24 protein-coding genes are annotated in these 22,950 nt (G+C 60.8%); 10 read left to right on the forward strand and 14 right to left on the reverse strand.

The window, feature by feature from the left end; all coding sequences use genetic code 11:
- The first annotated feature begins 119 nt into the window (after positions 1 to 119).
- Entirely contained in the window at positions 120 to 533 is a 414-nt protein-coding gene (gloA, locus tag FDG13_RS19400) for a lactoylglutathione lyase (RefSeq protein ID WP_180132308.1), read from the forward strand.
- A gap of 36 nt (positions 534 to 569) precedes the next feature.
- On the opposite strand, the gene eda is transcribed toward gloA, so the two are convergent.
- Both eda and edd read right to left on the reverse strand, forming a co-directional pair.
- Positions 570 to 1,211: a bifunctional 4-hydroxy-2-oxoglutarate aldolase/2-dehydro-3-deoxy-phosphogluconate aldolase gene (gene eda / locus FDG13_RS19405; RefSeq protein ID WP_180132309.1), complete on the reverse strand. Its 642-nt coding sequence runs from the start codon at positions 1,209 to 1,211 to the stop codon at positions 570 to 572.
- Positions 1,212 to 1,307: 96 nt separating this feature from the next.
- Positions 1,308 to 3,146 (reverse strand): phosphogluconate dehydratase, encoded by a 1,839-nt coding sequence (gene edd / locus FDG13_RS19410; protein ID WP_180132310.1) that lies wholly within the window; start codon positions 3,144 to 3,146, stop codon positions 1,308 to 1,310.
- Positions 3,147 to 3,305: 159 nt separating this feature from the next.
- On the opposite strand from edd, the gene pdxH reads away from it, so the two are divergent.
- Positions 3,306 to 3,959 (forward strand): pyridoxamine 5'-phosphate oxidase, encoded by a 654-nt coding sequence (gene pdxH, locus FDG13_RS19415; protein WP_180132311.1) that lies wholly within the window; start codon positions 3,306 to 3,308, stop codon positions 3,957 to 3,959.
- Positions 3,932 to 4,540, forward strand: coding sequence for an energy transducer TonB (locus tag FDG13_RS19420; RefSeq protein WP_180132312.1), 609 nt, complete (start codon positions 3,932 to 3,934; stop codon positions 4,538 to 4,540). Before pdxH ends, FDG13_RS19420 begins: the two co-directional genes overlap by 28 nt.
- 36 nt (positions 4,541 to 4,576) lie before the next feature.
- Here FDG13_RS19420 and FDG13_RS19425 read toward each other — a convergent pair whose 3' ends face one another.
- From FDG13_RS19425 to FDG13_RS19465, 9 genes are all read right to left on the reverse strand, one after another.
- Positions 4,577 to 6,310, reverse strand: coding sequence for a methyl-accepting chemotaxis protein (locus FDG13_RS19425; protein ID WP_180132313.1), 1,734 nt, complete (start codon positions 6,308 to 6,310; stop codon positions 4,577 to 4,579).
- A gap of 36 nt (positions 6,311 to 6,346) precedes the next feature.
- The gene (locus FDG13_RS19430; protein ID WP_180132588.1) at positions 6,347 to 6,823 is read right to left on the reverse strand and encodes a chemotaxis protein CheW; all 477 of its coding nucleotides are present in this window, start codon (positions 6,821 to 6,823) and stop codon (positions 6,347 to 6,349) included.
- Between the two features lie 336 nt (positions 6,824 to 7,159).
- Entirely contained in the window at positions 7,160 to 8,110 is a 951-nt protein-coding gene (locus FDG13_RS19435) for an AEC family transporter (RefSeq protein WP_180132314.1), read from the reverse strand.
- 130 nt (positions 8,111 to 8,240) lie between these two features.
- Positions 8,241 to 8,384 (reverse strand): DUF3149 domain-containing protein, encoded by a 144-nt coding sequence (locus FDG13_RS19440; RefSeq protein ID WP_180132315.1) that lies wholly within the window; start codon positions 8,382 to 8,384, stop codon positions 8,241 to 8,243.
- A 131-nt stretch (positions 8,385 to 8,515) separates the two neighbouring features.
- Positions 8,516 to 9,055 carry a DUF3299 domain-containing protein gene (locus FDG13_RS19445; RefSeq protein ID WP_255435331.1) on the reverse strand — a complete coding sequence of 180 codons (540 nt, stop codon included), beginning with the start codon at positions 9,053 to 9,055 and terminating at the stop codon, positions 8,516 to 8,518.
- A 29-nt stretch (positions 9,056 to 9,084) separates the two neighbouring features.
- Positions 9,085 to 9,333 carry a hypothetical protein gene (locus tag FDG13_RS19450; protein ID WP_180132317.1) on the reverse strand — a complete coding sequence of 83 codons (249 nt, stop codon included), beginning with the start codon at positions 9,331 to 9,333 and terminating at the stop codon, positions 9,085 to 9,087.
- A gap of 70 nt (positions 9,334 to 9,403) precedes the next feature.
- Positions 9,404 to 10,606: an ABC transporter permease gene (locus FDG13_RS19455; protein ID WP_180132318.1), complete on the reverse strand. Its 1,203-nt coding sequence runs from the start codon at positions 10,604 to 10,606 to the stop codon at positions 9,404 to 9,406.
- Between the two features lie 16 nt (positions 10,607 to 10,622).
- On the reverse strand, positions 10,623 to 11,285 hold the full coding sequence (locus tag FDG13_RS19460; RefSeq protein ID WP_180132319.1) for an ABC transporter ATP-binding protein: 663 nt from the start codon (positions 11,283 to 11,285) through the stop codon (positions 10,623 to 10,625).
- 31 nt (positions 11,286 to 11,316) lie between these two features.
- Positions 11,317 to 12,435: a mechanosensitive ion channel family protein gene (locus tag FDG13_RS19465; RefSeq protein WP_255435332.1), complete on the reverse strand. Its 1,119-nt coding sequence runs from the start codon at positions 12,433 to 12,435 to the stop codon at positions 11,317 to 11,319.
- Positions 12,436 to 12,565: 130 nt separating this feature from the next.
- Between FDG13_RS19465 and FDG13_RS19470 the strand changes: the two genes are divergently transcribed.
- The 3 genes from FDG13_RS19470 to FDG13_RS19480 are packed head-to-tail and all read left to right on the forward strand — an operon-like array spanning position 12,566 to position 17,523.
- The gene (locus tag FDG13_RS19470) at positions 12,566 to 14,719 is read left to right on the forward strand and encodes an HAD family hydrolase (protein ID WP_180132321.1); all 2,154 of its coding nucleotides are present in this window, start codon (positions 12,566 to 12,568) and stop codon (positions 14,717 to 14,719) included.
- Entirely contained in the window at positions 14,719 to 15,549 is an 831-nt protein-coding gene (locus FDG13_RS19475; RefSeq protein WP_218942793.1) for an HAD-IIB family hydrolase, read from the forward strand. The genes FDG13_RS19470 and FDG13_RS19475 overlap by 1 nt, the downstream gene beginning before the upstream one ends.
- Positions 15,550 to 15,570: 21 nt before the next feature.
- Positions 15,571 to 17,523 (forward strand): amylosucrase, encoded by a 1,953-nt coding sequence (locus tag FDG13_RS19480; RefSeq protein WP_180132322.1) that lies wholly within the window; start codon positions 15,571 to 15,573, stop codon positions 17,521 to 17,523.
- A 6-nt stretch (positions 17,524 to 17,529) separates the two neighbouring features.
- Here FDG13_RS19480 and FDG13_RS19485 read toward each other — a convergent pair whose 3' ends face one another.
- A complete protein-coding gene (locus FDG13_RS19485; protein WP_180132323.1) occupies positions 17,530 to 18,039 on the reverse strand; it encodes a Fur family transcriptional regulator in 510 nt (169 codons plus the stop codon).
- A gap of 117 nt (positions 18,040 to 18,156) precedes the next feature.
- Between FDG13_RS19485 and FDG13_RS19490 the strand changes: the two genes are divergently transcribed.
- Genes FDG13_RS19490 through FDG13_RS19505 form a run of 4 tightly spaced genes read left to right on the forward strand, consistent with a single transcriptional unit; the run spans position 18,157 to position 20,985 of the window.
- Positions 18,157 to 18,402 carry a hypothetical protein gene (locus FDG13_RS19490; protein WP_180129610.1) on the forward strand — a complete coding sequence of 82 codons (246 nt, stop codon included), beginning with the start codon at positions 18,157 to 18,159 and terminating at the stop codon, positions 18,400 to 18,402.
- The gene (gene aztA / locus FDG13_RS19495) at positions 18,396 to 19,154 is read left to right on the forward strand and encodes a zinc ABC transporter ATP-binding protein AztA (protein WP_180132324.1); all 759 of its coding nucleotides are present in this window, start codon (positions 18,396 to 18,398) and stop codon (positions 19,152 to 19,154) included. The genes FDG13_RS19490 and aztA overlap by 7 nt, the downstream gene beginning before the upstream one ends.
- Positions 19,151 to 20,032: a metal ABC transporter permease gene (locus tag FDG13_RS19500; RefSeq protein WP_180132325.1), complete on the forward strand. Its 882-nt coding sequence runs from the start codon at positions 19,151 to 19,153 to the stop codon at positions 20,030 to 20,032. The genes aztA and FDG13_RS19500 overlap by 4 nt, the downstream gene beginning before the upstream one ends.
- A 32-nt stretch (positions 20,033 to 20,064) precedes the next feature.
- Complete coding sequence (locus FDG13_RS19505) at positions 20,065 to 20,985, forward strand: metal ABC transporter substrate-binding protein (protein WP_180132326.1); 921 nt, start codon at positions 20,065 to 20,067, stop codon at positions 20,983 to 20,985.
- 87 nt (positions 20,986 to 21,072) lie between these two features.
- Here the strand turns inward: FDG13_RS19505 and crtA are convergent, their stop codons facing one another.
- Both crtA and FDG13_RS19515 read right to left on the reverse strand, forming a co-directional pair.
- Complete coding sequence (gene crtA / locus FDG13_RS19510) at positions 21,073 to 21,834, reverse strand: spheroidene monooxygenase (RefSeq protein ID WP_180132327.1); 762 nt, start codon at positions 21,832 to 21,834, stop codon at positions 21,073 to 21,075.
- Positions 21,835 to 22,009: 175 nt separating this feature from the next.
- Positions 22,010 to 22,876, reverse strand: coding sequence for an HDOD domain-containing protein (locus FDG13_RS19515; protein ID WP_180132328.1), 867 nt, complete (start codon positions 22,874 to 22,876; stop codon positions 22,010 to 22,012).
- Positions 22,877 to 22,950 lie beyond the last annotated feature (74 nt).

The following is a 22,950-nucleotide window of genomic DNA, read 5'->3' on the forward strand; positions in this document are numbered from 1 at the left end:
ACAATAGGCGCCATTATTCCCCAACCATGGCCTGAAAACGGCCCAAGACCCTGGTCTGCTAATGCGATGTAGCCAAGTCTTGATCTCACCCCTTGTTTCAATTTTTTTGAGCTTCCACCATGCGAATTCTTCACACCATGCTGCGCGTCGGCAACCTGCAACGCGCGATCGACTTCTACACCCAGGTGCTGGGCATGACCCTGCTGCGCCAGTCGGACAACCCCGAGTACAAATACAGCCTGGCCTTCCTCGGCTTCGAGGGCGGTAACCCCGGCCAGGCCGAGATCGAGCTGACCTACAACTGGGGGGTGGACAGTTACGACCTGGGCAGTGCTTTTGGCCACATCGCGCTGGGGGTGCCAGACGCCAAGGCCGCCTGCGACAAGATCCGCGCGGCCGGTGGCAAGATCACGCGTGAGGCCGGCCCGGTGCAGGGCGGCACAACGGTGATCGCCTTTGTGGTTGATCCGGACGGCTACAAGATCGAGTTGATCGAGCGCGCCGAAGGCAGCACCGGTCTGGGTTTGCGCTGACACCAGCACCGGGCTGGCGCCAGCGTGCGCCAGAACTTATTGGTGCAAGGCCTTGGTTTCCAGCGCCAGGCGGGTGACGCGGCCCCAGTCGCCCGACTCGGCCACCTGGGCCGGCACCAGCCAGGAGCCGCCCACACACACCACGTTGGACAGCGCCAGGAAGTCGGGCGCGTTTTGCAGCGTGATGCCACCGGTGGGGCAGAACTTCACGTCAAAAAACGGGCCACCCCAGGCCTTGAGCATGCCCACCCCACCGGCTTGGACGGCGGGGAAAAACTTGAGCTCAGTGAAGCCATCTTCACTCGCACGCATGATCTCGCTGCCGGTGGCGACGCCGGGCAACAGCGCCAGTTTGGCATCGCGGCAAGCCTGCCCCACCGCGCTGGTGTAGCCCGGGCTCACCGCAAAACGGGCCCCGGCATTGGCTGCGGCCTGGGCATCAGACGCACTGCGCACCGTGCCAGCACCCACCATGGCCTCGGGCACCTCACGCGCAATCGCTTCGATACAGGCCAGCGCCTGCGGCGTGCGTAAGGTCACCTCCAGCATACGGATGCCACCGGCCAGAAAAGCACGTGCCAGCGGCACCGCATGCGCCACATCGTTCAACACAATGACCGGGATCACCGGTGCGTCTTGCATGACCTGCAGGGCGGTCAGAGAGGTAGTTGTGTTCATGAGAACTTTCTAAAAAATGGAAGAAAAGCACGCCAGGCGAGCACGCCCGGCGGGATCAGAATGACAGGTGGGGGTGGGTAAAGACCGTGCTTGGTATCACAACCAGCTGCAGGCGCCCTCTTCGGCGCTGCTGGCGTTGCGCCGCATGCTCGCAAACAACGCGCGGCCCATGCCCACGCCGTTGGCGGCGCGCAGGGCGTCGGGCATGTGGGCGACCTCACGTGCGGCCCACTCCGCCTCTGGCACCAGCACCTGCAGCGTGCCCGCCGGGGCGTCAAGCCGGATCACATCACCGTCGCGCACGCGTGCCAGCGGGCCACCGGCCACCGCCTCGGGCGAGACGTGAATGGCTGCAGGCACCTTGCCGGAGGCACCACTCATGCGCCCGTCGGTCACCAGCGCCACGCGGAAACCCTTGCCCTGCAACACCGCCAGTGGTGGGGTGAGCTTGTGCAACTCGGGCATGCCGTTGGCCTTGGGGCCCTGCCAGCGCACCACACACACCACATCCTGGTTGAGTTCGTTGGCGGCAAAGGCTTTTTGCAGGGCGTCTTGCGAGTCAAATACGCGGCACGGTGCCTCGATCACATGGCGGTCATCGGGCACGGCCGAGATCTTGATCACGCTGCGGCCCAGGTTGCCGAGCAGCAGTTTCAGGCCACCGCTGGGGCTGAACGGCTCACTGGCCGGGCGCACCACAGACTCATCTTTGCTAGCACCGATCTCTTGCCAGATCAGGGCTGGAGACGTTTTTTCCTCAGAAACCGGCGCCGGTGCTGCGGGCACGCGGGTGTACTCGCGCAACCCACCGGAGCACACGGTCAGCACATCGGCATGCATGAAACCACCGTCGAGCAACTCACGGATCACAAAACCCGGGCCGCCAGCGGCCTGGAACTGGTTCACATCGGCGCTGCCATTGGGGTAGACACGCGTCAGCAGCGGCACCACGTCGGACAAGGCCGAAAAATCGTCCCAGTCGATCACAATGCCAGCCGCCCGCGCCACCGCCACCCAGTGGATCAGGTGGTTGGTCGAGCCACCGGTGGCCAACAAGGCCACCATGGCGTTGACGATACAGCGCTCGTCCACCACCAGGCCAATCGGCGGGCACTTGTCATCCGCACTGCCCAGCACGGTGCGCAAGGCTTCACGCGTGAGTTCGTCGCGGATGCTGGCGCCCGGGTTGATGAAGGCGGTGCCCGGCACATGCAGGCCCATGGCTTCAAGCAGCATCTGGTTGCTGTTGGCGGTGCCGTAAAAAGTGCAGGTGCCCTCGCCGTGGTAGGCGGCAGATTCAGCCGCCAGCAATTCGGGGCGACCGACCAGGCCTTGGGCGGCTTTTTCACGCACCTTGGATTTGTCGTTGTTGGACAGGCCGGTGGTCATGGGCCCGGCGGGCACAAACACCGTCGGCACATGGCCAAATTGCAGCGCGCCGATCAGCAGGCCCGGCACGATCTTGTCACACACCCCCAGCATCAGCGCCCCGGCAAACACATCGTGGCTCAGCGCCACCGCCGTGCCCATGGCGATCACGTCGCGCGAGAACAGGCTCAGCTCCATGCCCGGCTGGCCCTGGGTGACACCATCACACATGGCCGGCACGCCACCGGCGACCTGGGCGGTGGCGCCATGCAGTCGGGCCTCGGCCTTGATCAGATCCGGGTAATGACCCAGCGGGGTGTGGGCCGACAACATGTCGTTGTAGGCGGTGACGATACCAATGTTGGGCGCTTTCTCGGCCACCACACGCAGCTTGTCGTTGCCCGGCATGCCGGCAAACGCATGTGCCACATTGGCGCAACCCATGCGCTGGGCACCCGGCGGGCGTTGTCCGTCAGCCTGCACCTGCTTCAGATAGGCGCTGCGTGTGGGTTGGCTGCGCTGGATGATGCGCTGGGTGACGGCGTCAACGGTGGTATTGAGTTTCATGGTGATTGAAAAAATTGGTAACTAAATTACATACGCAATGGTAACCCAGTCTGATCTCTGGCAACGTCCGTCCGGGTACCTGGCCGGTACAGTTGAATACCAGACAGTGCCACACATTGACTGATGCATCAACCCCGATGGCCTCTTTATACTGAGCCCATGACCACATTAGCTGACCTGCGCAAGAGTTACGAACGTGCCGAACTCAACGAAGACGCATCCCACGCCGCCCCCCTCAGACAATTCGAACAATGGCTGCAAGAAGCCATACACGCCGAGGTGCCTGAACCCAATGCGATGACGCTGGCCACCGTAAGCAGTGATCTGCGCCCAAGCACCCGCGTGGTGCTGATCAAGGGTTATGACGAACGCGGCATCGTCTGGTACACCAATTTTGAGTCCCGTAAAGGACAGGAGCTGGCGGGCAACCCCTATGCCGCGCTGCAGTTCCACTGGGTCGAGCTCGAGCGCGTAGTGCGCATCGAAGGCATCGTGGAAAAAGTCAGTGAAACCGAGAGTGACACCTACTTCAACAGCCGCCCACTTGACAGCCGCATTGGCGCCTGGGCCAGCCCGCAAAGCCAGGTGATCAGCGGGCGCGGGGTGTTGGTGGCCAACGCGGCCAGGTATGGCGCCCAGTTTTTGCTGCAACCACCCCGGCCACCCCATTGGGGCGGTTACCGCCTGAAACCCGAGCGCTGGGAGTTTTGGCAAGGGCGCAAGAGTCGTTTGCACGATAGACTCCGTTACAGCCTACAGCCCTTATCTGACAAGGGCTCAGCACTATGGATTCGAGAGCGTCTGGCACCCTGAACTCTGGTTCTATCAGCGTCTGGAGAGTGCCGCTGTGCGCCTTGCTGGTGTCGCTGTTGTTACATGCGCTGCTGCTCTGGCCAGCCAACAAGGCTTGGCTGCCATCCTGGCTGCGTGGCCAGCAGGACCAGCGGGTGATTCTGCGGGTGCTGCGCCCGACCCCAGTCTCACAACTCACGCTGCGCCAACCGCCCCAGCAGACGTCCGCGCCCGCACCGCCGACACCCCAGACTGCCGAGCCAGAGGCATCGGACTCCACGTCGCAGCCCTCACCCGCCGCAGAGCCGCCCTCAGACAGCGAGAACGGCTACTTGCCCTCGGAGTTTCTCTCCCGCGTTGCGCTGCCTGCCAGCGAGATCGAGCTGCAAGACATCGTTTCACCCGAAACGGCTGGTCGCCTGCAGCTGCTGCTGTGGATCAACCAAACGGGCGAAGTCACCCAGGTGGACGTGGAAGTGAGCGAAGCGCCGGACTGGTTTACCCAACAGGTCACCCAGCGGTTCAAACAGGCCGTGTTTGAACCGGGGCTCAGAGCTGGCAGAGCCGTGGCCAGCCTGATGCGCATCGAGGTGCTGTTCTGAGGACCACAGCGCCTGCGCCCGGCCTGTCACCACCGCTTAGAAACTCTCCCACTCGTCATTACCAGCCTTGCCGCCACTGTCATGGGGCAGGCTGGCCGGTTTGGGTGCGGGCTGGGTCACCAGCTTAGCGGCCTGCTTGGTGCTGGCTGCCGCCGGTTTGGGGGCGTTGTGACGGGTGGCTGCGCTGCTGCGTGCTGCGGGGGCGGCGATGCCCCCCTCTTTGCCGTCTCCCAGTTTGAACACCGCCACCGTCTGCACCAGATCTTGTGCTTGTGACTTGAGGCTGGAAGCGGCTGCGGCCATTTCTTCCACCAGTGCGGCGTTTTGCTGGGTGGCGTGGTCCATCTGTGTCACTGCCTCACCGACTTGGCTAACCCCCTGGCTTTGTTCGGTGCTGGCGGCGCTGATCTCGCCCATGATGTCGGTCACCCGTTTGATGGAGTTGACCACCTCGGTCATCGTGGTGCCGGCTTGATCCACCAGGTCAGTACCTTGTTCAACCCTTTCCACGCTGTTGTTGATCAGGGTTTTGATTTCTTTGGCGGCTTCGGCGCTGCGGCCAGCCAGGCTGCGTACCTCTGATGCCACCACGGCAAAACCACGGCCTTGTTCCCCGGCCCGGGCGGCTTCGACAGCAGCGTTCAAAGCCAGGATATTGGTCTGGAAGGCAATGCCATCGATCACGCTGATGATGTCGCTGATCTTTCTTGAGGCTTCGTTGATGCCTTTCATGGTGTCAACCACCTGGGCAACCACCTCACCGCCTTGCACCGCGACTGTCGAGGCACTCAGGGCCAACTGGTTGGCTTGGCGAGCGTTGTCGGCGTTTTGTTTGACGGTGGAGGACAGTTCTTCCATGGAGGCAGCGGTTTCCTCCAAAGCACTGGCTTGGGACTCGGTGCGGCTGGAGAGGTCGTGGTTGCCCTGGGCAATCTCGGAGCTGGCGGTGGCCACCGACTCGGAGCCTTGGCGCACACGTTGAACCACCCCGACCAGGCTGGCTTGCATTTTGGAGAGGGCTTGTAACAGGTGAGAGATTTCGTCTTTACCGTCCTGCGGCAAGGTCTGGCTCAGATCACCCTCACCAATACGCTCAGCAGCGCTGCTGGCCAGCGTGATGCCTTTGGCAATACCGCGCGAGATGCTCCAGCTGGCAAACACCGCGATGCCAACGCACAAGGCCAGCAGCGCACCACCCACCAAGTAGAGCTGGTTGAAAATGGCCTCAATGTCATCTTGTGTTTGGCTGACGCTGGCGATCTGGCCATCCACCAAAATCTGGGTAACGCGAATGTAATCTGCAGTGGCCGGGACAAACTTCTCACGCACCAGCGCCTGGGCACCTGCATCGTCGCCCGCAGCCTTCAAGGTGTTGGACTGGTCGCGCGCCGCCAGCCATGACTTGCGAACCTCAGTGACGGCTTGGGCACGTTGGAGTGAGGCGTCGCTTTTGCTCAATTCCAGAAACTTCTTTTGGATGTCTGAGGTCTCGGCGCTGGTGGCCGCCATGTCGGCTTTGAAAAATTCAAACATGGCTTGCCCGGGCGAATACGCCACAGCCAAAGAACGTGCAGAGTTCTGACGAACGACGGCCTGCCACTTTTCAGCCAAGTCCAGAAGTTGCGTTTCGGTTTCCATCCGCTCAGTTGCCAGCGACACCTGGTGCATGCGCCATGCAGTGAAACCCGACAACACCAAAAAAGCCAGTGTGATGGCCGCAAAACCCAAGCTGAGCCGGGTGGATATTTTCAGATTGTTGAACATACTCATCGCTGTCTCCCCAAGTTGAAACTGTTGCTCCGGCGCTCAGTGCACCAGACTGGACACCAAGCCCAGGTCCGCACTGGACATGAGTTTTTCGATGTCAATCAGAATCAGCATGCGGTTCTCCAGCGAACCAATGGCCAGCAGGTGGTCGCTGCCAATGGCCGAAGACAACTCGGGCACCGGGCGTAATTGCTCCGGGCTCAGGGTGATGACATCCGAAACACCATCCACCACCATGCCCACCACCCGGCTGCCAATGTTCAGAACAATCACCACGGTGAAACTGTCGTAGTTGACGGGGTTGAGCTGAAACTTGATGCGCATATCCACCACCGGCACGATCACACCACGCAGGTTGACCACACCCAAAATATGTTCTGGTGCATTGGCCATGCGGGTGGGGCGCTCGAACGAGCGAATTTCCTGCACCCGCAAGATGTCGATACCGTACTCTTCCTCGCCCAGCTTAAAAGCCAAAAACTCACTGATGGCAAAGTCTTGGGTGACCCGGTTCATGGCCGAGGCAGGTGTTGCCCCATTCTGCACAGCGTCTGTATTTTTCATGTCTTTAACTCCATCTTTTTAATATCAAACTACAAAATTTGCCAAAATTATATATTAAATGCCTATTTGTATCTACGTGATTAACCAACTGCCACCAGACGGCTGGTTCAGAGCAAGAGGCTTAGCCAGATGAAGTCATTGGACAATGAGTGGGGGCCAAGGCGGCCAGTGACAGGGGGCCGCATCAAAGCTTGGCCACAACCAGTGTGAGCGCGCCGCCAAGGCGCGTCAAGCCAAGAAACATCGGGACAAACCCGGCCAAAGCGCCGGGCCAGCAGCACAAGCGCCTTAGCCGAGCCAGCCCACCAAGGCCATCACCAGCGATATCGTCACCAGGCCCAACAAGGTCGACACCGCCAGGCTGGCGGTCACCAGCTCTTGCGCCACCTCGTAACGCTGGGCAAACAGGAACACATTGGCGCCCATGGGCAAGGCAGCGGTCACAATCATCACGTTCAGGGTCGGGCCCGCCATGCCCAGCGCCCAGCCCAACAGCGCCACCAGCAAAGGCAAAGCCAGGTTTTTCAGCAGGCTGATGCCCAGCGCCGCTTTCAGGTGGGTGCCAATCTGCACCTGTGTCAGCATCGCGCCCACCAGCACCAGCGCCACCGGGCCAAAGGCACCGCCCAGCAACTGCAGCGGCCGGTCCACCACTTCGGGCAACACCAGTCCGGTCTGCGCAAACAACAAACCCGCAATGATCGGCATCGGCACCGGGTGGATCAGACCGCCCTTCAAGGCCAACAACACCGTCAGCGCCATGTGCTGCTGGCCGCCCTGCCCGGCCAGGCGAGCCTGGCGTGCGCTGGCCATTTCCAACACCACGGTGGTGATGGTCAACATCACCAGCAAATGCACCGACACCAGGGTCAGCAGCGTGACCATGCCGGCCTGCCCGTAGGCCAGGCTGATCAGAGGGATACCAATCATCACGGTGTTGCTGAAGGTGCAGGCCAGCGCCAGCACGGCGGCACGGTGGTCGCGGCCCTTGCCCACAAAAACACCCATGAACAGCAGCAGCACGGCGGCGAAGTACATGAGCAGTGGCCTGAAGTTGAGCTGCTCCACATGCACCGTGCTCATGGTGCGAAACAGCAAGGCCGGTGTGAGCACCGAAAACACCAGATTTGAGAGGTCTTTATTGGCCTCAACCCTGACGAGACCTGCTCGGACGGCTATGAACCCGATAGCAATCAAAAAAACCACTGGCAACAAAGCCGAGACAACGGGACTATTCACTTCAGACGACACATGGGATAAAAAGACAACGCATGAAAACACAAAAACCACCCAGGCGCTGGCCAAGGTGGTTTTGGATGCTGACAGCCGAGGGGTGGCGCTCAGGTCGGCCGCCCCACCAGACAAAACCTTATTTCTGCGCGCTACGTTCGGCCTCAGCCATTTTTTTCCGCAACACAACATAGGCATAACCCAGACCCGCAATCATCGCGGCGATGACCACAACACTCATCAGCCCGTAGTCGGTGGAAAAAAGATCTTGCAACGCTTTCATGGTTTGGCTCCTTGTCAATCAGGTCAATACGGCCCAAAGACCCTACTGTGCGACAGGTTTTGCACTCAAAACATGACAAGGATCAAGTCCAGCCCAGATTCAGAGCAGAAACCGTGTTTGGACGGGCTGGTTCACTTGGTTTGCTGGCCATCGAGCATGCGGTAGTACAGACCCGTCGAGTCGTCTGACAAGACGGCCAGGGTGCCCTCCACCAGCACCGGCTCCAGCGAGTACTTGACCGGGGTGCGGGTCTTGACCTCGATCATGCTCTCGGGCCCGCCGGGAGTGCAAAAGGCGCAGGTCAGCGGCACCGAGGTCAGCAGGAAGTGGGTTTGTTTCTGACCCGGGCTCAGCGGCATCATGAAACCCTGCACCCGCTGGGTCTTGCCGTCCAGCGCCAGCACGGCGGCGGGAAAGGTCGGCAGCACCCGTTTTTTGACCACGCTGACCTTGACATCCGACAGCAGCGACCAGGGCAACACATCGGCACGTTCGACCAGTGGCGCAAACGGGCTGTTGGGGCTGTGCACACCCGGGCCGGTGCCAGCGGGCACACCGGCGATCGGTGAACTCAGCTGCGCCAGGGCATGCGCGGCTGCCGCCAACAGCAGGACAGTCAGCGCCACATCGCGCCAGCCCAAGCGCCCTGTGGCGCGCAACCCATCCGTCATGGACAACCCCTTTGTGAAACCCATCGATGTTAGTGCGTGTGTTTCATGCCGCAAAACTTGCCAATCGCCAGGCCCTTGCATTCCACCTGCAGCTGCTTTTCACAGACCTCGTCGGACTTGCCCGACTCCAAGCACTTGGCCGCGTTCTCATGCGCAGTGGCCATGGTCCGGTGGCGCGCGATGTCCTCTTGGGTGGCTTTGTCCAGCGGTATGGTCGCAGCTATGCCAAAAGTAGCAAATGACCCAATCAACATAAGGGCTAGAAGGCTTTTTTTCATACAAACTCCAGACTAAGTTCAAAGGGGAAGACAACAACAGATCGGGACAGAGCAGCGGGCACATCGGACCTCATCGACCCTGCAGAAGCTCCAGCACACTGACGCGGTAAGCCCCCAGCGCAGGCAACAGCGCCGCACCCAGTGACACCAGCAGCGCCAAGGCGGGCACCAGCAACAGATCGCTCGGCCAGACCCAGCCGCCCACCAGCAGCGAGCTGTCGAGCTGCAGGAACCAGCCCAGCGCCGCAGTGCAGCCCTGGCCCAGCAGCAGGCCCAGAGCGCCCGCCAGCAGACCCAGCCACAAAGCCTCACACAGCAGCAGGCTCGCCACCCGTTTGGGCGGTGCACCCAGCATACGCAGCAACGCCAGGTCGGCCCGGCGCTCACGCACCGCGCTCCATAACGCGATGAACACACTCAAACCGGCGGTGAGCAACAACACCGCCGCAAAAGCCCGCAGCACCTCGGTACCCAGGCCCAACATGTGCAAGAGCCGGGTGATCTCGACCGCCGGTGCGGCGGCCTGCATGTCGGTGCTGCTGTTGACGTAGCGCGGAAAGGTCAGCGCCGCCATCGGAGTTTTGTACAACACCAGCGCCAACGTGATCTCGCGCTCGTCTTCCATCACGGCGCGGTCCTCGTCGTCGAGCGCGGTGTAGTCCTCATGCACTTTCCAGACCGAAGCCGTGTCGGTCAGGATCAGGCGGTCCAGCACACTGCCACTGGGCTGCAGGATGCCGACCACGGTGTAGGTACTGTCACCGTGGACATGGCCACCTGCGCCCAGACCGTGCGAGCCAACAAAGGTCTGGCCCAGCCGCAGGCCAAGCTGGCGCGCCACCGTCGAGCCCAGCACCACCTGCATCGGTGTGGTCCAGAGCTGGCCCTGCGCCAGCTGCGCGTTGTAGTGGTGGATGTAGTCAGTGCTGGTGCCCACAATGCGGTAGGCGCGGAAGTTGTCGCCCAGGCTGATCGGGATGATCTGCGCCACCTGCGGGTGCCTTTCAAGCTCGCGAATGTCTTTGAGCGGCACATTGCCGGTAGGTACATCCACATGCAACACACCGCTCAGGATCAGCTGCATCGGGCTGCCTTTGGCACCCACCACCACATCGATACCGGCCAGATCGCGGTCAAAAGCGCGCTCCAGCTGGTAGCCCACCAGCAGCAAAAAGGTGATGGAGGCCAGGCCCAGCGCCAGCAGCAGCACGTTGAGCGCCGCATTCAGTGGCCGCGCCCACAGGTAACGCCAGGCCAACAACAAGGTCTTCATGCTGTGTATTCCATAGCTACTGGCCCTTTAATAACAAAGGCTCAAAGCCATTTTTGCCATCAGAACCGGGCGGAATCAGACGCACCACCCGGGCATCGTGGGTGGCAATGACCAGGGTCGCGCCTTGGGTTTGGGCGGTGGCCAGCAGCAGCGCCACCGCATCGGCGGCGGCGGCATCGTCCAGGCTCGCGGTGGGTTCATCGGCGAGGATCAGTGCGGGTTGCAGCAACACCGAGCGCGCCAGCGCCACCCGCTGAGCCTGCCCGCCAGAGAGCTGCGCCGGCAGGCGCGTGGACAACTCGGCCACACCCAGTGACGCCAGCGCCTGCTTGATGCGTACAGCGTTTTCTGGCACACCGGCCGCCCACTGCGCCATGGCCAGGTTCTGGTACACGGTCAGCGCCGCGCTCAAGTGCAACTTCTGGGGCAAAAACCCGATGGTCCGGGCACGCCAGGCATCGGCAGTAGCAGGCTTGAGCGAGGCCAGTGGCTGCCCGGCCACCTCCAACTGGCCGCCGGTGGGCGCCACCAGCGCCGCTACCAGCGCCAGCCAGGTCGATTTGCCACAGCCCGAGGGGCCGCTGAGCAACAACACCGTGCCGGGCGCCACCGCCACATCGGGAAAAGCCAGCGTGGCACCACCTGGATAAACAAACCGCAAAGCCTGAGAGCGAATCATGGCGCGCAGTCTACCCAAGACGGCTCAGTCCTCAAGATGCGGTGGCCTGATCTGATGTAGGCGATGGCCGGTTTTCAGCCCCCTGCTCCGTCTCGGCGGGGGTCGGTGCCGAGGCTATGTGCAGCGTTTGTGTCGGAAATGCAAAACCGATGCCACGTGCGGCGAAATCGCGTACCAGTTGCAGGTTGATTGCCTGCTGCGCGTCCATGTAGACGTTGTAGTCGGGTTCACGCACGTAATAGACCGCTTCAAAGTCAAGCGAAAAAGCGCCGAATCCCTTGAAGTGTGCGCGGTCAAAACGCGCTGCCGTTTGTGCCTCAATGGCTTGGCGGATAAGGTCTGGAATGGTTTTGAGTGCTGGTTCTGCCGTGTCGTAGGTCACCCCGATGGCAAACACCACACGGCGCTCCTGCATGCGTTTGTAGTTGCGGATGCGACTCTTGAGCAGGTCGTTGTTGGAAAAGATGATCTGCTCGCCACCCAAGCCGCGGATGCGGCTGGTTTTTAAACCCACGTGCTCCACCGTGCCCATCAGGTCGTCCACGGTGATGAAGTCACCAATCACAAACGGTTTGTCAATGGCAATCGACAACGACGCAAACAGGTCACCCAAAATGTTCTGCACCGCCAGCGCTACCGCAATGCCGCCAATGCCCAGGCTGGCGATCAACGCGGTGACATTGAGCCCGAGGTTGTCCAGGATCAGCAGCGCCACCAGTGACCACAGCACCACCCGCCCGAGGAACGACAGCAGCGAGCGGGTCATCTCTCGCGCGCCAGTCTCATTCACATCACCCTGGGCAAACCGGTGGCGCAGCCAGAAATCCAGCCCCCGCGTCGCCCAGAGACCACACTGCAGCAGCATCAAGCCGATGACCGTTCGGTCAACAATTTTCTGCAAACCGGAAGGCAACTCAAGGAACAGGCTGGCGATATACAGGCTGACCACGCTGGCCAGCAGCACCCGTGTGGCCGACAACACCTCGACCAAAAAGTCATCAATCAAGGTGTCGGTGTTGCCTGCCAGGCGCTGCAGGCGACGCAGCACCACACCCCGCAAAAAGTACAACACAACGAGAAAAACCGAGGCGGCCAGCAGCGCACTGAGCCAATGGGCAGACGTATTGTTGGCAAGAAGTTGGCGAAACAAGGGGCATCCCATCCTGAAAAAGTCATCACAATGCGCCAATTATATTTGCACAAATATAATTGGCGCACAATGACCAAAACGGCTCTACGTTCCAGGACGTTCAAAACGGAGACACAAAACCATGAAAAAAATGAAAACCACAAACAATCCAGCCCCTTTGACCATTGCCCTGATCAGCATCCACGGCCTGATCCGCGGCCATGATCTGGAACTGGGGCGGGATGCCGACACCGGCGGACAAACCAAGTATGTGGTGGAGCTCGCCAACGCGCTGGGTGACCGTGATGACGTCGCCAAAGTGATGTTGTTGACGCGCCGCGTGGTGGACGATTTAGTCAGCCCCGACTACGCCGTGGTAAATGAGCCACTGTCGGCCAAGGCCAGCATCGTGCGTGTGGAATGTGGTGCGCCAGGCTATGTGCGCAAGGAGTTGCTGTGGGACTCGCTGGACAGTTATTCAGACAATGTGCTGGCCTATTTCAAACTGCCTGGCAACATGCCGGACGTGATCCACAGCCACTATGCGGATGCAGGTTATGTGGGGGCTCGTCTGTCGCACCAGCTGGGGATTCCCCTGGTGCACACCGGCCATTCGCTGGGGCGCAACAAACGCAAACAACTGGTGGCCAGTGGTGTCAAACGCAGCGAGATTGAATCGACCTACAACATCAGCCGACGTGTAGAGGCCGAAGAAACCACCTTGGGGGCGGCTGAGCGAGTGATCACCAGCACACAACAGGAAATTGAGCAGCAATACGGCTTGTATGACTACTACCAGCCCCAGGCCATGCGTGTGATTCCGCCGGGCACCGACCTCAAGACATTTTTCCCGCCGCAGGGTGGGGAAGAAGACCCGAGTGTGGCGCTTGAACTCGCCAAATTCTTGAAAGAACCCACCAAACCCATCATTCTGGCGCTGTCACGCCCAGACCCCAAAAAGAACATCATTTCCCTGATCGAAGCATATGGCGAGTCGCCCAAACTGCAGCAGGTGGCCAATCTGGTGATTGTGGCGGGCAACCGGGACGACATTCAGGACATCAGCGGTGTGTCAAAAACCGTGCTCAACGACATCCTGCTGGCCATCGACAAATACGATTTGTATGGCAAGGTGGCTTACCCCAAACACCACAAGGCGTCCCAGGTACCCGTCCTGTACCGGCTGGCGACCCGCCTGGGCGGTGTTTTTGTCAACCCGGCCCTGACCGAGCCATTTGGTCTGACCCTGATCGAAGCCGCAGCCTGTGGCCTGCCGCTGGTGGCGACCCAAGACGGTGGCCCCATCGAGATCATCAAAAACTGCAACAACGGCTACCTGATCGACCCGCTGGACAAAGCTGCCATGGCCAAAAAATTGTTGCTCACGCTCACCCGCAAAAAAGACTGGCAGCGGTTCTCGGCCAACGGTGTGGCCGGGGTACGGCAGTTCTACTCTTGGCCAGCGCATGTGGAGAGTTACCTCAAGGTGATTCAGCCCCTGGTGGCCAAGACCGAACCGGTGGTCAAGCTGAGCTTGAAGCGTCGGCCCAACCTGTTTCGTCGGCAGGCACTGTTCACGAGCCTTGATCTGAATCTGACTGGTGATCAGGCCTCTCTGGCAGAGCTGTTGAAGCTGATTTACGACCAACGCAAGGCGTTTATCTTTGGTATTGCTACCGGTCGGCATCTGGATGATGCACTGGCAGTGTTGCGCCAACACGGTATTCCCGAGCCCGACATCCTGATCACCAACCAGGGCACACACATCCACTACGCGCCCGAGCTGACACGTGACACGGCTTGGGAGCGGCACATCAACCACCACTGGAATCCACAGGAAATTCGCACCCTGCTGGCGGAAATTCCGGGCCTCAAGATGCAACCCAGAAACTGCCAGAGCGCCTTCAAGATCAGCTACTTCATCGACCCAGCAAGCGCCGATGTCACGGAAATCCGGCAAGTCCTGCTGCGCAACGACCAAGCCGTCAACCTGGTGTTTTCGTTTGGCCATTTTCTGGACATCCTGCCCGCACGAGCTTCCAAGGGGCTGGCACTACGCTGGTGCGCCGACCAGTTTGGCTTCCCGCTTGACAACACACTGGTCGCGGGCGTCACACGTGCCGACGAAGACATGTTGCGCGGCAACACCATGGGGGTGGTGGTGGCCAACCAGCACCCCCCGGAACTGTCTGAACTCAGTGATGTGGACAAAATCTATTTCTCCAAAGACCTGTACGCTGCCGGGATCCTGGAGGCCATTGCGCACTACCAGTTTTTGACACCTAACAGAGACAAAACCGCCTGATGACACGCCTGCTGCTTTGCACCGACCTGGACCGCACGCTGATCCCCAACGGATCTCAGCCCGAATCGCCACAGGCGCGCGCCCTGTTTGCCAAGCTCGCAGACAACCCAGGTGTGACACTGGCCTATGTCAGCGGCCGTCACCAGGCGCTGATCCAGCAGGCGATTCGTGACGTCGACTTGCCCACGCCCGCTTTCGCCATTGCTGACGTGGGTGCGTCGATCTACCAGGTGACAGGGACGGTGTGGCAACGCTGGCCCGCATGGGACGCCCATATTGCCCCGGCGTGGGCGGGGGCCAGCCACAACGATCTGCGAGGTCTGCTGTCTGGCATCACGGCGCTGACCCTGCAGGAGCCCGAAAAACAGGCGATCCACAAACTCAGCTACTACGCGCCGATTGACACCCAAACAACGGGCTTGTTGGCGCAGATAGAGGCACTCTTCAAACGTTCGGGCATCCAGGTCCATCTGATATGGAGCATCGACGAAGCAACCCAACAAGGCCTGCTGGACATCCTGCCAGCCTCTGCCAACAAGTTACATGCCATTGAGTTTTTGATGGCAGCGCAGGGGTTCGCGTGTGATCAGACGGTGTTTGCGGGCGACAGTGGCAACGACCTGGATGTGCTGACCAGCGATATTCCGTCCGTGCTGGTTGCCAACGCCGACGCAGACATCAAGGCCCGCATGGCCAACGTTTCACCTGCCAGGCTCTACCTCGCCAAAGGTGACTTCCTGGGCATGAACGGCAATTACAGCGCCGGCATCCTGGAAGGTGTCGCCCATTTCCACCCGGACATGGCCGTCTGGTTGCGCCAACAACATTGATATGAATCGAAAGCCCAACCCATGTACGAACAAGAATCCCACGCCCTGTTAAACGACATCCTGACCAAACTCAGGCCGGAATTGGGCAATACCCACACCCGCCACTTCTACACCCGCCTGGGAGCCAATTTTTACGCCATCCATTCGTTGTTTTACTTGCTGTATGGCGAACGCGAGGACTTCAAACAGCAGTTGTCGAGCCTGGTGGAGACACTGGCCTTGCGTTATGTGCAGCGGGCGCCGCACTTGCGTGAGTCAGACATGGCGCGCGAAAAAAACTACAACTGGTTCCTGAGCCAAAAATGGGTTGGCATGGCGCTTTACTGCGACCGTTTCGCCGACAACCTGAATGACCTGCAGACCAAACTGCCCTACCTGCAGGACCTCGGCATCAATCTCTTGCATGTCATGCCAATTCTGGATTGCCCGCCGGAGGCCAGCGACGGCGGTTATGCGGTGCGCAACTACCTCGAAGTGGATGCACGTTTTGGCAGCACCGACGATGTGCAAGCGCTGGCGACGACGCTGACCCAGCGTGACATGCTGCTGGTGCTGGACGTGGTGGTCAACCACACCTCGGACCAACATGAATGGGCGAAGCGCGCGCGCCAGGGCGACAAAAAATACCAGGACTATTACTACGTCTTTGACAACCGCAGCCTGCCCGACGCTTATGAACAGGGTATGCCCGAGGTCTTCCCGCTGCAGGCGCCAGGCAATTTCACCTGGGATGAAGCCATGGGCAAGTGGGTCATGACCGTCTTCAACGCCTATCAGTGGGACTTGAACTACCGCAACCCCGAGGTGTTGATCGAGATGATCAACGTGATCCTGTTCTGGGCGAACAAAGGTGTGGATGTGCTGCGACTCGACGCGGTGGCCTTTTTGTGGAAAAAGATCGGCAGCAGCTGCCAGAACGAACGCGAAGCCCATTTGCTGCTGCAACTCATGAAGGACTGCTGCCAAGTCACCGCGCCAGGGGTGCTGTTCATTGCCGAGGCGATTGTGGCCCCGAGTGAGGTGTCCAAGTATTTTGGCGAAGATGCGATCAACGCCAAAGAGTGTGAAATTGCCTACAACGCCACCTTCATGGCCTTATTGTGGGACGCGGTGGCCACCAAAAATGCCCGCTTGCTCAACCAGGGAGTGAAGAGTTTGCCCACCAAACTCGAGCGTGCCACTTGGCTCAATTACGTCCGTTGCCACGACGACATCGGCCTGGGTTTTGATGACCGTGACATCAGCCTGGCGGGCTATGACCCTCACCAGCATCGCAACTTCCTGATCGAGTATTTCACCGGCCGGTTTGAGGGTTCACCCGCGCGTGGCTTGCCCTTTGGTGTGAATAGAAAAACCGGTGACGCACGTTTTACTGGTTCGCTGGCCTCATTGGTGGGACTGGAGTCCGCCCTGCAGAGTCAGGACGAACAGACCATCGATGCCGCCATCAAAACGATCGTGTTGTTACACAGCATGATCCTGTCGTTTGGTGGCATCCCCTTGATTTATTACGGGGATGCGTTGGGCACGCTCAACGACATGGCCTACATGACCGACCCCTTCAAGGCCAACGACAACCGATGGGCGCACCGTTCCCACTTTGATTGGGCCAAAGCCGAAAAACGCCATCAAAGCGGCACCGTCGAACACACCTTATTCAGCACCATGAAAAAGCTGATCGCGCTGCGCAAGGAACTGGTGGCGTTTGCAGACTTCGACAACCGGCAACTGCTGTCGGTCAACAACCTCAACCTGCTGGCGTTCTTGCGCACCGATCCCAAAAACAGCCACAACAAAGTCCTGGTGGTGGGCAATTTCAGCACCGAAGCACAGCGGTTTGAGATAGACCCGCTGAGCTCATGCACCCTGTTCATGCATCACGACGTTAAAGACTTGGTGGCAGGAACTCGGTTGGAGCTGGACAAGCACAGCCTGCTAATACCACCGCTGTCTTTTTATTGGTTGTCGGAATAAGCGGACTCAGGCCACCCCAGCGGCGGCGCTGGCACAGTCGGCACACACGCCCCGCACCGCTAAGTCCAGGCTCACATCCTGGTAACCCAGCGCTTTCAGGGCCTGCAGTGCACCTTCGGCGGCAGCTTCCAGGTCCAACGCATTGCCTTGCAGCGCACCGGCCAGCGGGCTGTCGCGGTGGCAGGTCTGGCACTCAAAGTGCGGCATCGCCTTGACACTCTCGGGCATGGCCTGGTAACGACGCACCCGGTTGGCATCCACCCGACACAACAGCAGGCCCACCTGGGTCAGCCGGTCGATCAGACGGTACAGCGTGACACGGTCCAGCGTCACGCCCTTGTCGGGCTCGACACCCTGCAAGGCCGACAACAACTGCGCATGGGTGTAACTGGTATCGGCGTGCGCCAGAAACCAGCCCAGCACCAGACGCGCCGCCACCGTGCGCCGCAGGCCGTGGGCCGAAAGCAGCGCGTCGATGGGGTCCGTGTGCGCCGGGTATGCAGAAGAAACCGTCATAGTGTGGGCCTCAAATCAAGATTATTGCCATTGAGTTGCATTAACTCAAAAATGCAAGTCAATTGCGATACACTATACCGCAACCCAGTTGCACTAGCGAAACAACCGCTCTGTTTGATGCCCTCTTCTCTCCCCCTCCACAACCCTGACACCCCGCCCGCGCCAGGTCATGGCCACGACCATGGCACGGGCCATACCCACACCCATCCGGCAACGCAGAGCCGCCTGCACGAGTCCAGCCCCGACCTGCGCGGCAGTGTGCTGGGCTGGCCGGCCTGGCAGCGGTTGTTGCTTGTGCTGCCGGTGCTGCTGCTGCTGTGGCTGGCGGTGCTCTGGGCCAGCGCCGAGGTGCAACCATGGTGACGGTCGAGAACCTGACGGTGAGTTACCGCCAGCACCCGGCCCTGCACCACATCAGCGGCCGTTTTGTCGATGGGTCGCTGACGGCGGTGATTGGCCCGAATGGCTCGGGCAAAAGCACCCTGCTCAAAAGCATCATGGGCCTGCTGCGCCCGGCCGGCGGGCGGGTGCAGGTGAACACACCACGCACACGCATTGCCTACATGCCCCAGCTCACCGAGATCGACCGCACGTTTCCGATGTCGGTGCAGGACTGTGTGCAACTGGGCTGCTGGGCTGCCAGCGGCGCCTGGGGCCGCGTCACACCCGCGCTGCGGCAACGCGTGGCCAACGCCATCACCGAGGTCGGTTTGACCGGTTTTGAGCAGCGCAGTGTGGGTTCACTCTCGAGCGGGCAACTGCAACGGGTGTTGTTTGCCCGGCTGATGGTGCAAGACGCCGATCTGATCTTGCTCGATGAGCCCTTCAACGCCATGGACAGCCGCACCACCGACGCACTGCTGGTCCTGGTTCACCGCTGGCATACCGAGGGCCGCACCGTGGTCGCGGTGTTACACGATGACGAGCAGGTGCGTGCCCACTTTGCGCAGACCGTGCTGCTGGCACGCGAGCTGGTGGCCTGGGGCAACACGGGCACCGTGCTGACCGCCCCCAACCTGCAACGCGCGCGCGCCCTGGCCGAGGCCTGGGACGACCATGCCGACATTTGCCACACCGACGAGTTGCCCTCACTACCAAAGCGGGAGGCTGTATGACGATAGCCCCCTGGTTGTGGGACAGCCTGATTGGCCCGTTTGCCGAATTCGCCTTTATGCGCCGCGCTCTGGTGGCCACGCTGGCGCTCTCACTCAGCGCAGCGCCACTCGGAGTGTTTCTGACATTACGACGCATGAGCCTGCTCGGAGACGCGCTGAGCCATGCGGTGCTGCCCGGTGTGGCGGTGGGCTTTCTGCTGTTTGGCCTGTCCTTGCCTGCCATGGCACTCGGTGGGGTGGTCGCCGGGCTGCTGGTGGCCGGCATTGCCGGGCTGGTCAGCCGCGCCACCAACCTCAAAGAAGACGCCAGTCTGGCTGCACTGTACTTGGTAGCGCTGGCCATTGGTGTGGCGCTGATCTCGCGCCAAGGCAGCCAGCTGGACCTGTTGCATATTCTGTTTGGCAGCGCACTCGGTGTCGACGCAGCCGGGCTGCTGCTGGTGGCCGGTGTCGCCAGCCTGAGCCTGCTGCTGCTGGCCGCCGGTTACCGTGGCCTGGTGCTGGAGACCTTTGATCCGGTGTACCTGAGCGCCGCTGGCGGCCGGGGCTGGGTCTGGCAACAGGGCTTTCTGATGCTGGTGGTGCTCAACCTGGTGGCTGGCTTTCAGACCCTGGGTACGCTGATGGCCGTCGGCCTGATGATGCTGCCCGCCGTCTCGGCCCGGCTCTGGCATGAACACCTGAGCGCCCAGCTGGTCAACGCCAGTGTGCAGGCCATGCTCGCCAGCTTGGCCGGGCTACTGCTGTCTTACCACCTGGACACCCCCAGTGGCCCCACCATCATTGGCTGTGCCGGGGTGTTGTATGCCTTGTCATTGCTGTTGTCGCCGGGCGGCTGGCTGCCCAAGTTGCTCAAGCGCCCACACCGGGTGGCGTGAGCCCTGTCTTTACATCCTGAAAGGAATATCCCATGAAACGACTGACCTTGAAATGGTTGGCCTGCGCCGCCCTGAGTGCGCCTTTGCTGCTACAGAGCAGCCACGCCGCCGAGCCGATCCCGGTGGTGGCCAGCTTCAGCATCCTGGCCGACCTGGTGCAGGTGGTGGGCGGTGAACGCGTCAAGGTGCAGGCACTGGTCGGGCCAGATGCCGATGCGCATGAGTTCACCCCCTCTCCGGCCGATGCCAAGGCGATTTTGGGCGCACGCCTGTTTGTCATCAACGGCCTGAACTTTGAACCCTGGGCACAGAAACTGGCCAAGTCAGCCGCTTACGCTGGCCCGACCCTGGTGGCCAGCCAGGGTGTCAAACCACGCAGCATGCCCGCCGAAGAAGCGCATGGGCATGACCATGGCCACTCGGCCACCGACCCACACGCCTGGCAAGACCCGACCAACGTCAAGCTGTATGTGAAAAACATTGCCAAATCGCTCTCCAGCCTTGATCCACAGGGGGCTGACAGCTACCAGAAAAATAGCGAGGCCTACCTCAAGGAACTCGATACGCTGGACGCCTTTGCCAAAGAGCAGCTGGCCAGCCTGAGCCCGCGTCAACGCCAGGTGATCACCTCCCACGACGCATTTGGCTACTTTGGCGCGCGTTACCAGATCCGCTTCCTGGCGCCCCAGGGCATCTCGACCGAGGGCGAGCCCAGTGCCAAAGAGGTGGCCAAGCTGATCCGCCAGATCAAGCAAGACAAGATCCGCGCGGTGTTTGTCGAAAACATGAGCAATCCCAAGCTGCTGGCACAGATTGCCAAGGACACCGGCGTGACCCTGGGCCCCAAGCTGTATGTGGACGCCTTGTCTGGCCCCAGTGAACCGGCCAGCAGCTACCTGAAGCTGATGCAACACAACGTCACCCAGCTGGTGGCGGGCATGAAGCAGAACTGAGATCAGAGCCTAAGCCGTCTGTTTATTCATTATTTATAGCTACCATCCCTTATGGAATAAGGGCTACAGGCCAAAAAGTCTTGTGATTCAGGCTACTTCGGCTTCAGCAAGCGCAGTCGGCTGATGGGCGGGCGAGGTCTTGGTCAGAGCGGCCAGCGGGTCTTTGCCCTGCCAACTGCCCTCACTGCCCAGCAGACGAAAGCGCGCGAAGAAATACTCCACCAGCCACTTCTCCGAATACGCTGACTGGATGGCTCGCCCGTGGTAAGTGTTGCCGCGTGCAAAGGCCGCCATCGACTGGCCATCGGGCCAGATCGAGAACGTCATTTGGTAAAACAGTGGCGTCTCGCCCATGCCGATCTTGAACACCACGTTCGGGTCGGCGCCAATCATCTGCGAGATGTTGGGCGCGCGGCTCCAGAAACGGGTGGCCGCACCGAGTTTGACCTGCGCCCGGGTCAACGCCACCAGCGGGCCGTCTGGTGTGGCGTTGGAGTCGTAGTTGTCGGCGGTGAACGGCACCTTGCCTCCCCACAAACCTTTGGCGGATATCGGGTTGAGGTAGACCGTCCAGTGTTCATCCGACTTGGCGCGCCATTGTTTGAACAGTGCCTGGTTGGCGATCTGTTGGCGGGCCGTGGCCTCATCGGGCCAGACGGTGAAGATGCCCCAGACGGCGGTGTTGGGTTGGGGGGTGAAACCCTCGCCAGTGCCGGAGCCCAGCAGCTTGTAGAACTGCAAGTCGGGCATGCTGTTGAGCGGCGCGCGCGCCCAGGCCATCTGGCCGACCACCCACAGCCGGTCCAGCACAGACTCGAAGTGAAAGATGCTCAGGCAGACGGTGGTCATGGCAAGCTCCCGGTGACAGCTTCAAACCCCATCTGACGGGTTGTGTGGTGGGCGAGAACAAGGGCTGGCAGATGGTGTCTGCTTGGGGGCAGTCCAGCCCTTGGATTCTAGGTCTGGCGGGTATTGATACAGGTCAAATCAGCCGCACCAGCCGGTGTGTGAGCACCGCAACGGCTCACTCAAACAGGGCTTCCAGACCCCCACTCAACTCAGATAAGGGTGGCATCACCCCCCGGGCATCCCGGTGGCCGGCTTCAGCCAGCGCGGGTGTCCAGTTCGGCTCCAGATTCAGATGCAGCCGCCTGGCCACCGCCAGGGGGTAGCAGTCCAGCTGGGCCTTGTAACCCAGGGCCAGCACCTCGACACTGGCGCGCCAGGCCCCCAGATGCACCCATGCGGCAGCTTCTGAAAAATTGGGGGCTGCCAGGGGCTGGGCAACGTGGCGCAGCGCATCCACCAGCGAGAGCGGGAAATGCCAGACCTGTGCCAGCTCGGCCGACACGTCACCAAAATGAAAGCCGAACGCATCGAGCTCCAGTTGCGCTCGCCGGGTATCAAGCACACTCATTTGTTTGTTCAGCGCCACCAGCTCTGCTGGCATCACCACATGCATGTGCAGCTGACCAATGGCATGCATCACGCCCAGCGTGAAGACCCGGTCGGCATCCACATCGGCCTGGCTCGCCAACCAGCGCGAGGCACAGGCGGTGTACAGGTTGTAGCGCCAGAACTGCTTCAGGTCGAGCCCCGGCGTGGCCTTGAAGGCTGCAGCCACCGTGCTGCTGATGACCAAGTTGCGCACCATCACCAGACCCAGTGTCTGCAGCGCCGCCTCGACCGTCTCGATGCTGCGCGGTACCTTGAAGTAGGGCGAGTTGGCGAGTCGCAACACTCTGGCACTCAAGACCGGATCCAGCGCCAGCTGCTCGGCAATCTGGCTGACCGACACCTCGTCATCGTTGAAACTGGCAATGAGTTTCTGCCCCACTTTGGAAATGGTGGGCAGTTTGTCGGGCTGGTCGATCAGGTGCTTGAGTTTCATGAGCTCGCTTTCGCCACTGAAGGTGTATTTGGGTCAGCATGGTGCGACCTGCACCACACACGGTCTGGCCAAGG

The organism is Rhodoferax sp. BLA1 (assembly GCF_013416775.1).
GTDB lineage: Bacteria > Pseudomonadota > Gammaproteobacteria > Burkholderiales > Burkholderiaceae_C > Rhodoferax.

Coding starts and splice junctions, on each gene's coding strand:
- gloA (WP_180132308.1), top strand. CDS start 120: ATGCGAATTCTTCACACCATGCTGCGCGTCGGCAACCTGCAACGCGCG.
- eda (WP_180132309.1), bottom strand. CDS start 1,211: ATGAACACAACTACCTCTCTGACCGCCCTGCAGGTCATGCAAGACGCA.
- edd (WP_180132310.1), bottom strand. CDS start 3,146: ATGAAACTCAATACCACCGTTGACGCCGTCACCCAGCGCATCATCCAG.
- pdxH (WP_180132311.1), top strand. CDS start 3,306: ATGACCACATTAGCTGACCTGCGCAAGAGTTACGAACGTGCCGAACTC.
- FDG13_RS19420 (WP_180132312.1), top strand. CDS start 3,932: ATGGATTCGAGAGCGTCTGGCACCCTGAACTCTGGTTCTATCAGCGTC.
- FDG13_RS19425 (WP_180132313.1), bottom strand. CDS start 6,310: ATGAGTATGTTCAACAATCTGAAAATATCCACCCGGCTCAGCTTGGGT.
- FDG13_RS19430 (WP_180132588.1), bottom strand. CDS start 6,823: ATGAACCGGGTCACCCAAGACTTTGCCATCAGTGAGTTTTTGGCTTTT.
- FDG13_RS19440 (WP_180132315.1), bottom strand. CDS start 8,384: ATGAAAGCGTTGCAAGATCTTTTTTCCACCGACTACGGGCTGATGAGT.
- FDG13_RS19445 (WP_255435331.1), bottom strand. CDS start 9,055: ATGACGGATGGGTTGCGCGCCACAGGGCGCTTGGGCTGGCGCGATGTG.
- FDG13_RS19450 (WP_180132317.1), bottom strand. CDS start 9,333: ATGAAAAAAAGCCTTCTAGCCCTTATGTTGATTGGGTCATTTGCTACT.
- FDG13_RS19455 (WP_180132318.1), bottom strand. CDS start 10,606: ATGAAGACCTTGTTGTTGGCCTGGCGTTACCTGTGGGCGCGGCCACTG.
- FDG13_RS19460 (WP_180132319.1), bottom strand. CDS start 11,285: ATGATTCGCTCTCAGGCTTTGCGGTTTGTTTATCCAGGTGGTGCCACG.
- FDG13_RS19470 (WP_180132321.1), top strand. CDS start 12,566: ATGAAAACCACAAACAATCCAGCCCCTTTGACCATTGCCCTGATCAGC.
- FDG13_RS19475 (WP_218942793.1), top strand. CDS start 14,719: ATGACACGCCTGCTGCTTTGCACCGACCTGGACCGCACGCTGATCCCC.
- FDG13_RS19480 (WP_180132322.1), top strand. CDS start 15,571: ATGTACGAACAAGAATCCCACGCCCTGTTAAACGACATCCTGACCAAA.
- FDG13_RS19485 (WP_180132323.1), bottom strand. CDS start 18,039: ATGACGGTTTCTTCTGCATACCCGGCGCACACGGACCCCATCGACGCG.
- FDG13_RS19490 (WP_180129610.1), top strand. CDS start 18,157: ATGCCCTCTTCTCTCCCCCTCCACAACCCTGACACCCCGCCCGCGCCA.
- aztA (WP_180132324.1), top strand. CDS start 18,396: ATGGTGACGGTCGAGAACCTGACGGTGAGTTACCGCCAGCACCCGGCC.
- FDG13_RS19500 (WP_180132325.1), top strand. CDS start 19,151: ATGACGATAGCCCCCTGGTTGTGGGACAGCCTGATTGGCCCGTTTGCC.
- FDG13_RS19505 (WP_180132326.1), top strand. CDS start 20,065: ATGAAACGACTGACCTTGAAATGGTTGGCCTGCGCCGCCCTGAGTGCG.
- crtA (WP_180132327.1), bottom strand. CDS start 21,834: ATGACCACCGTCTGCCTGAGCATCTTTCACTTCGAGTCTGTGCTGGAC.
- FDG13_RS19515 (WP_180132328.1), bottom strand. CDS start 22,876: ATGAAACTCAAGCACCTGATCGACCAGCCCGACAAACTGCCCACCATT.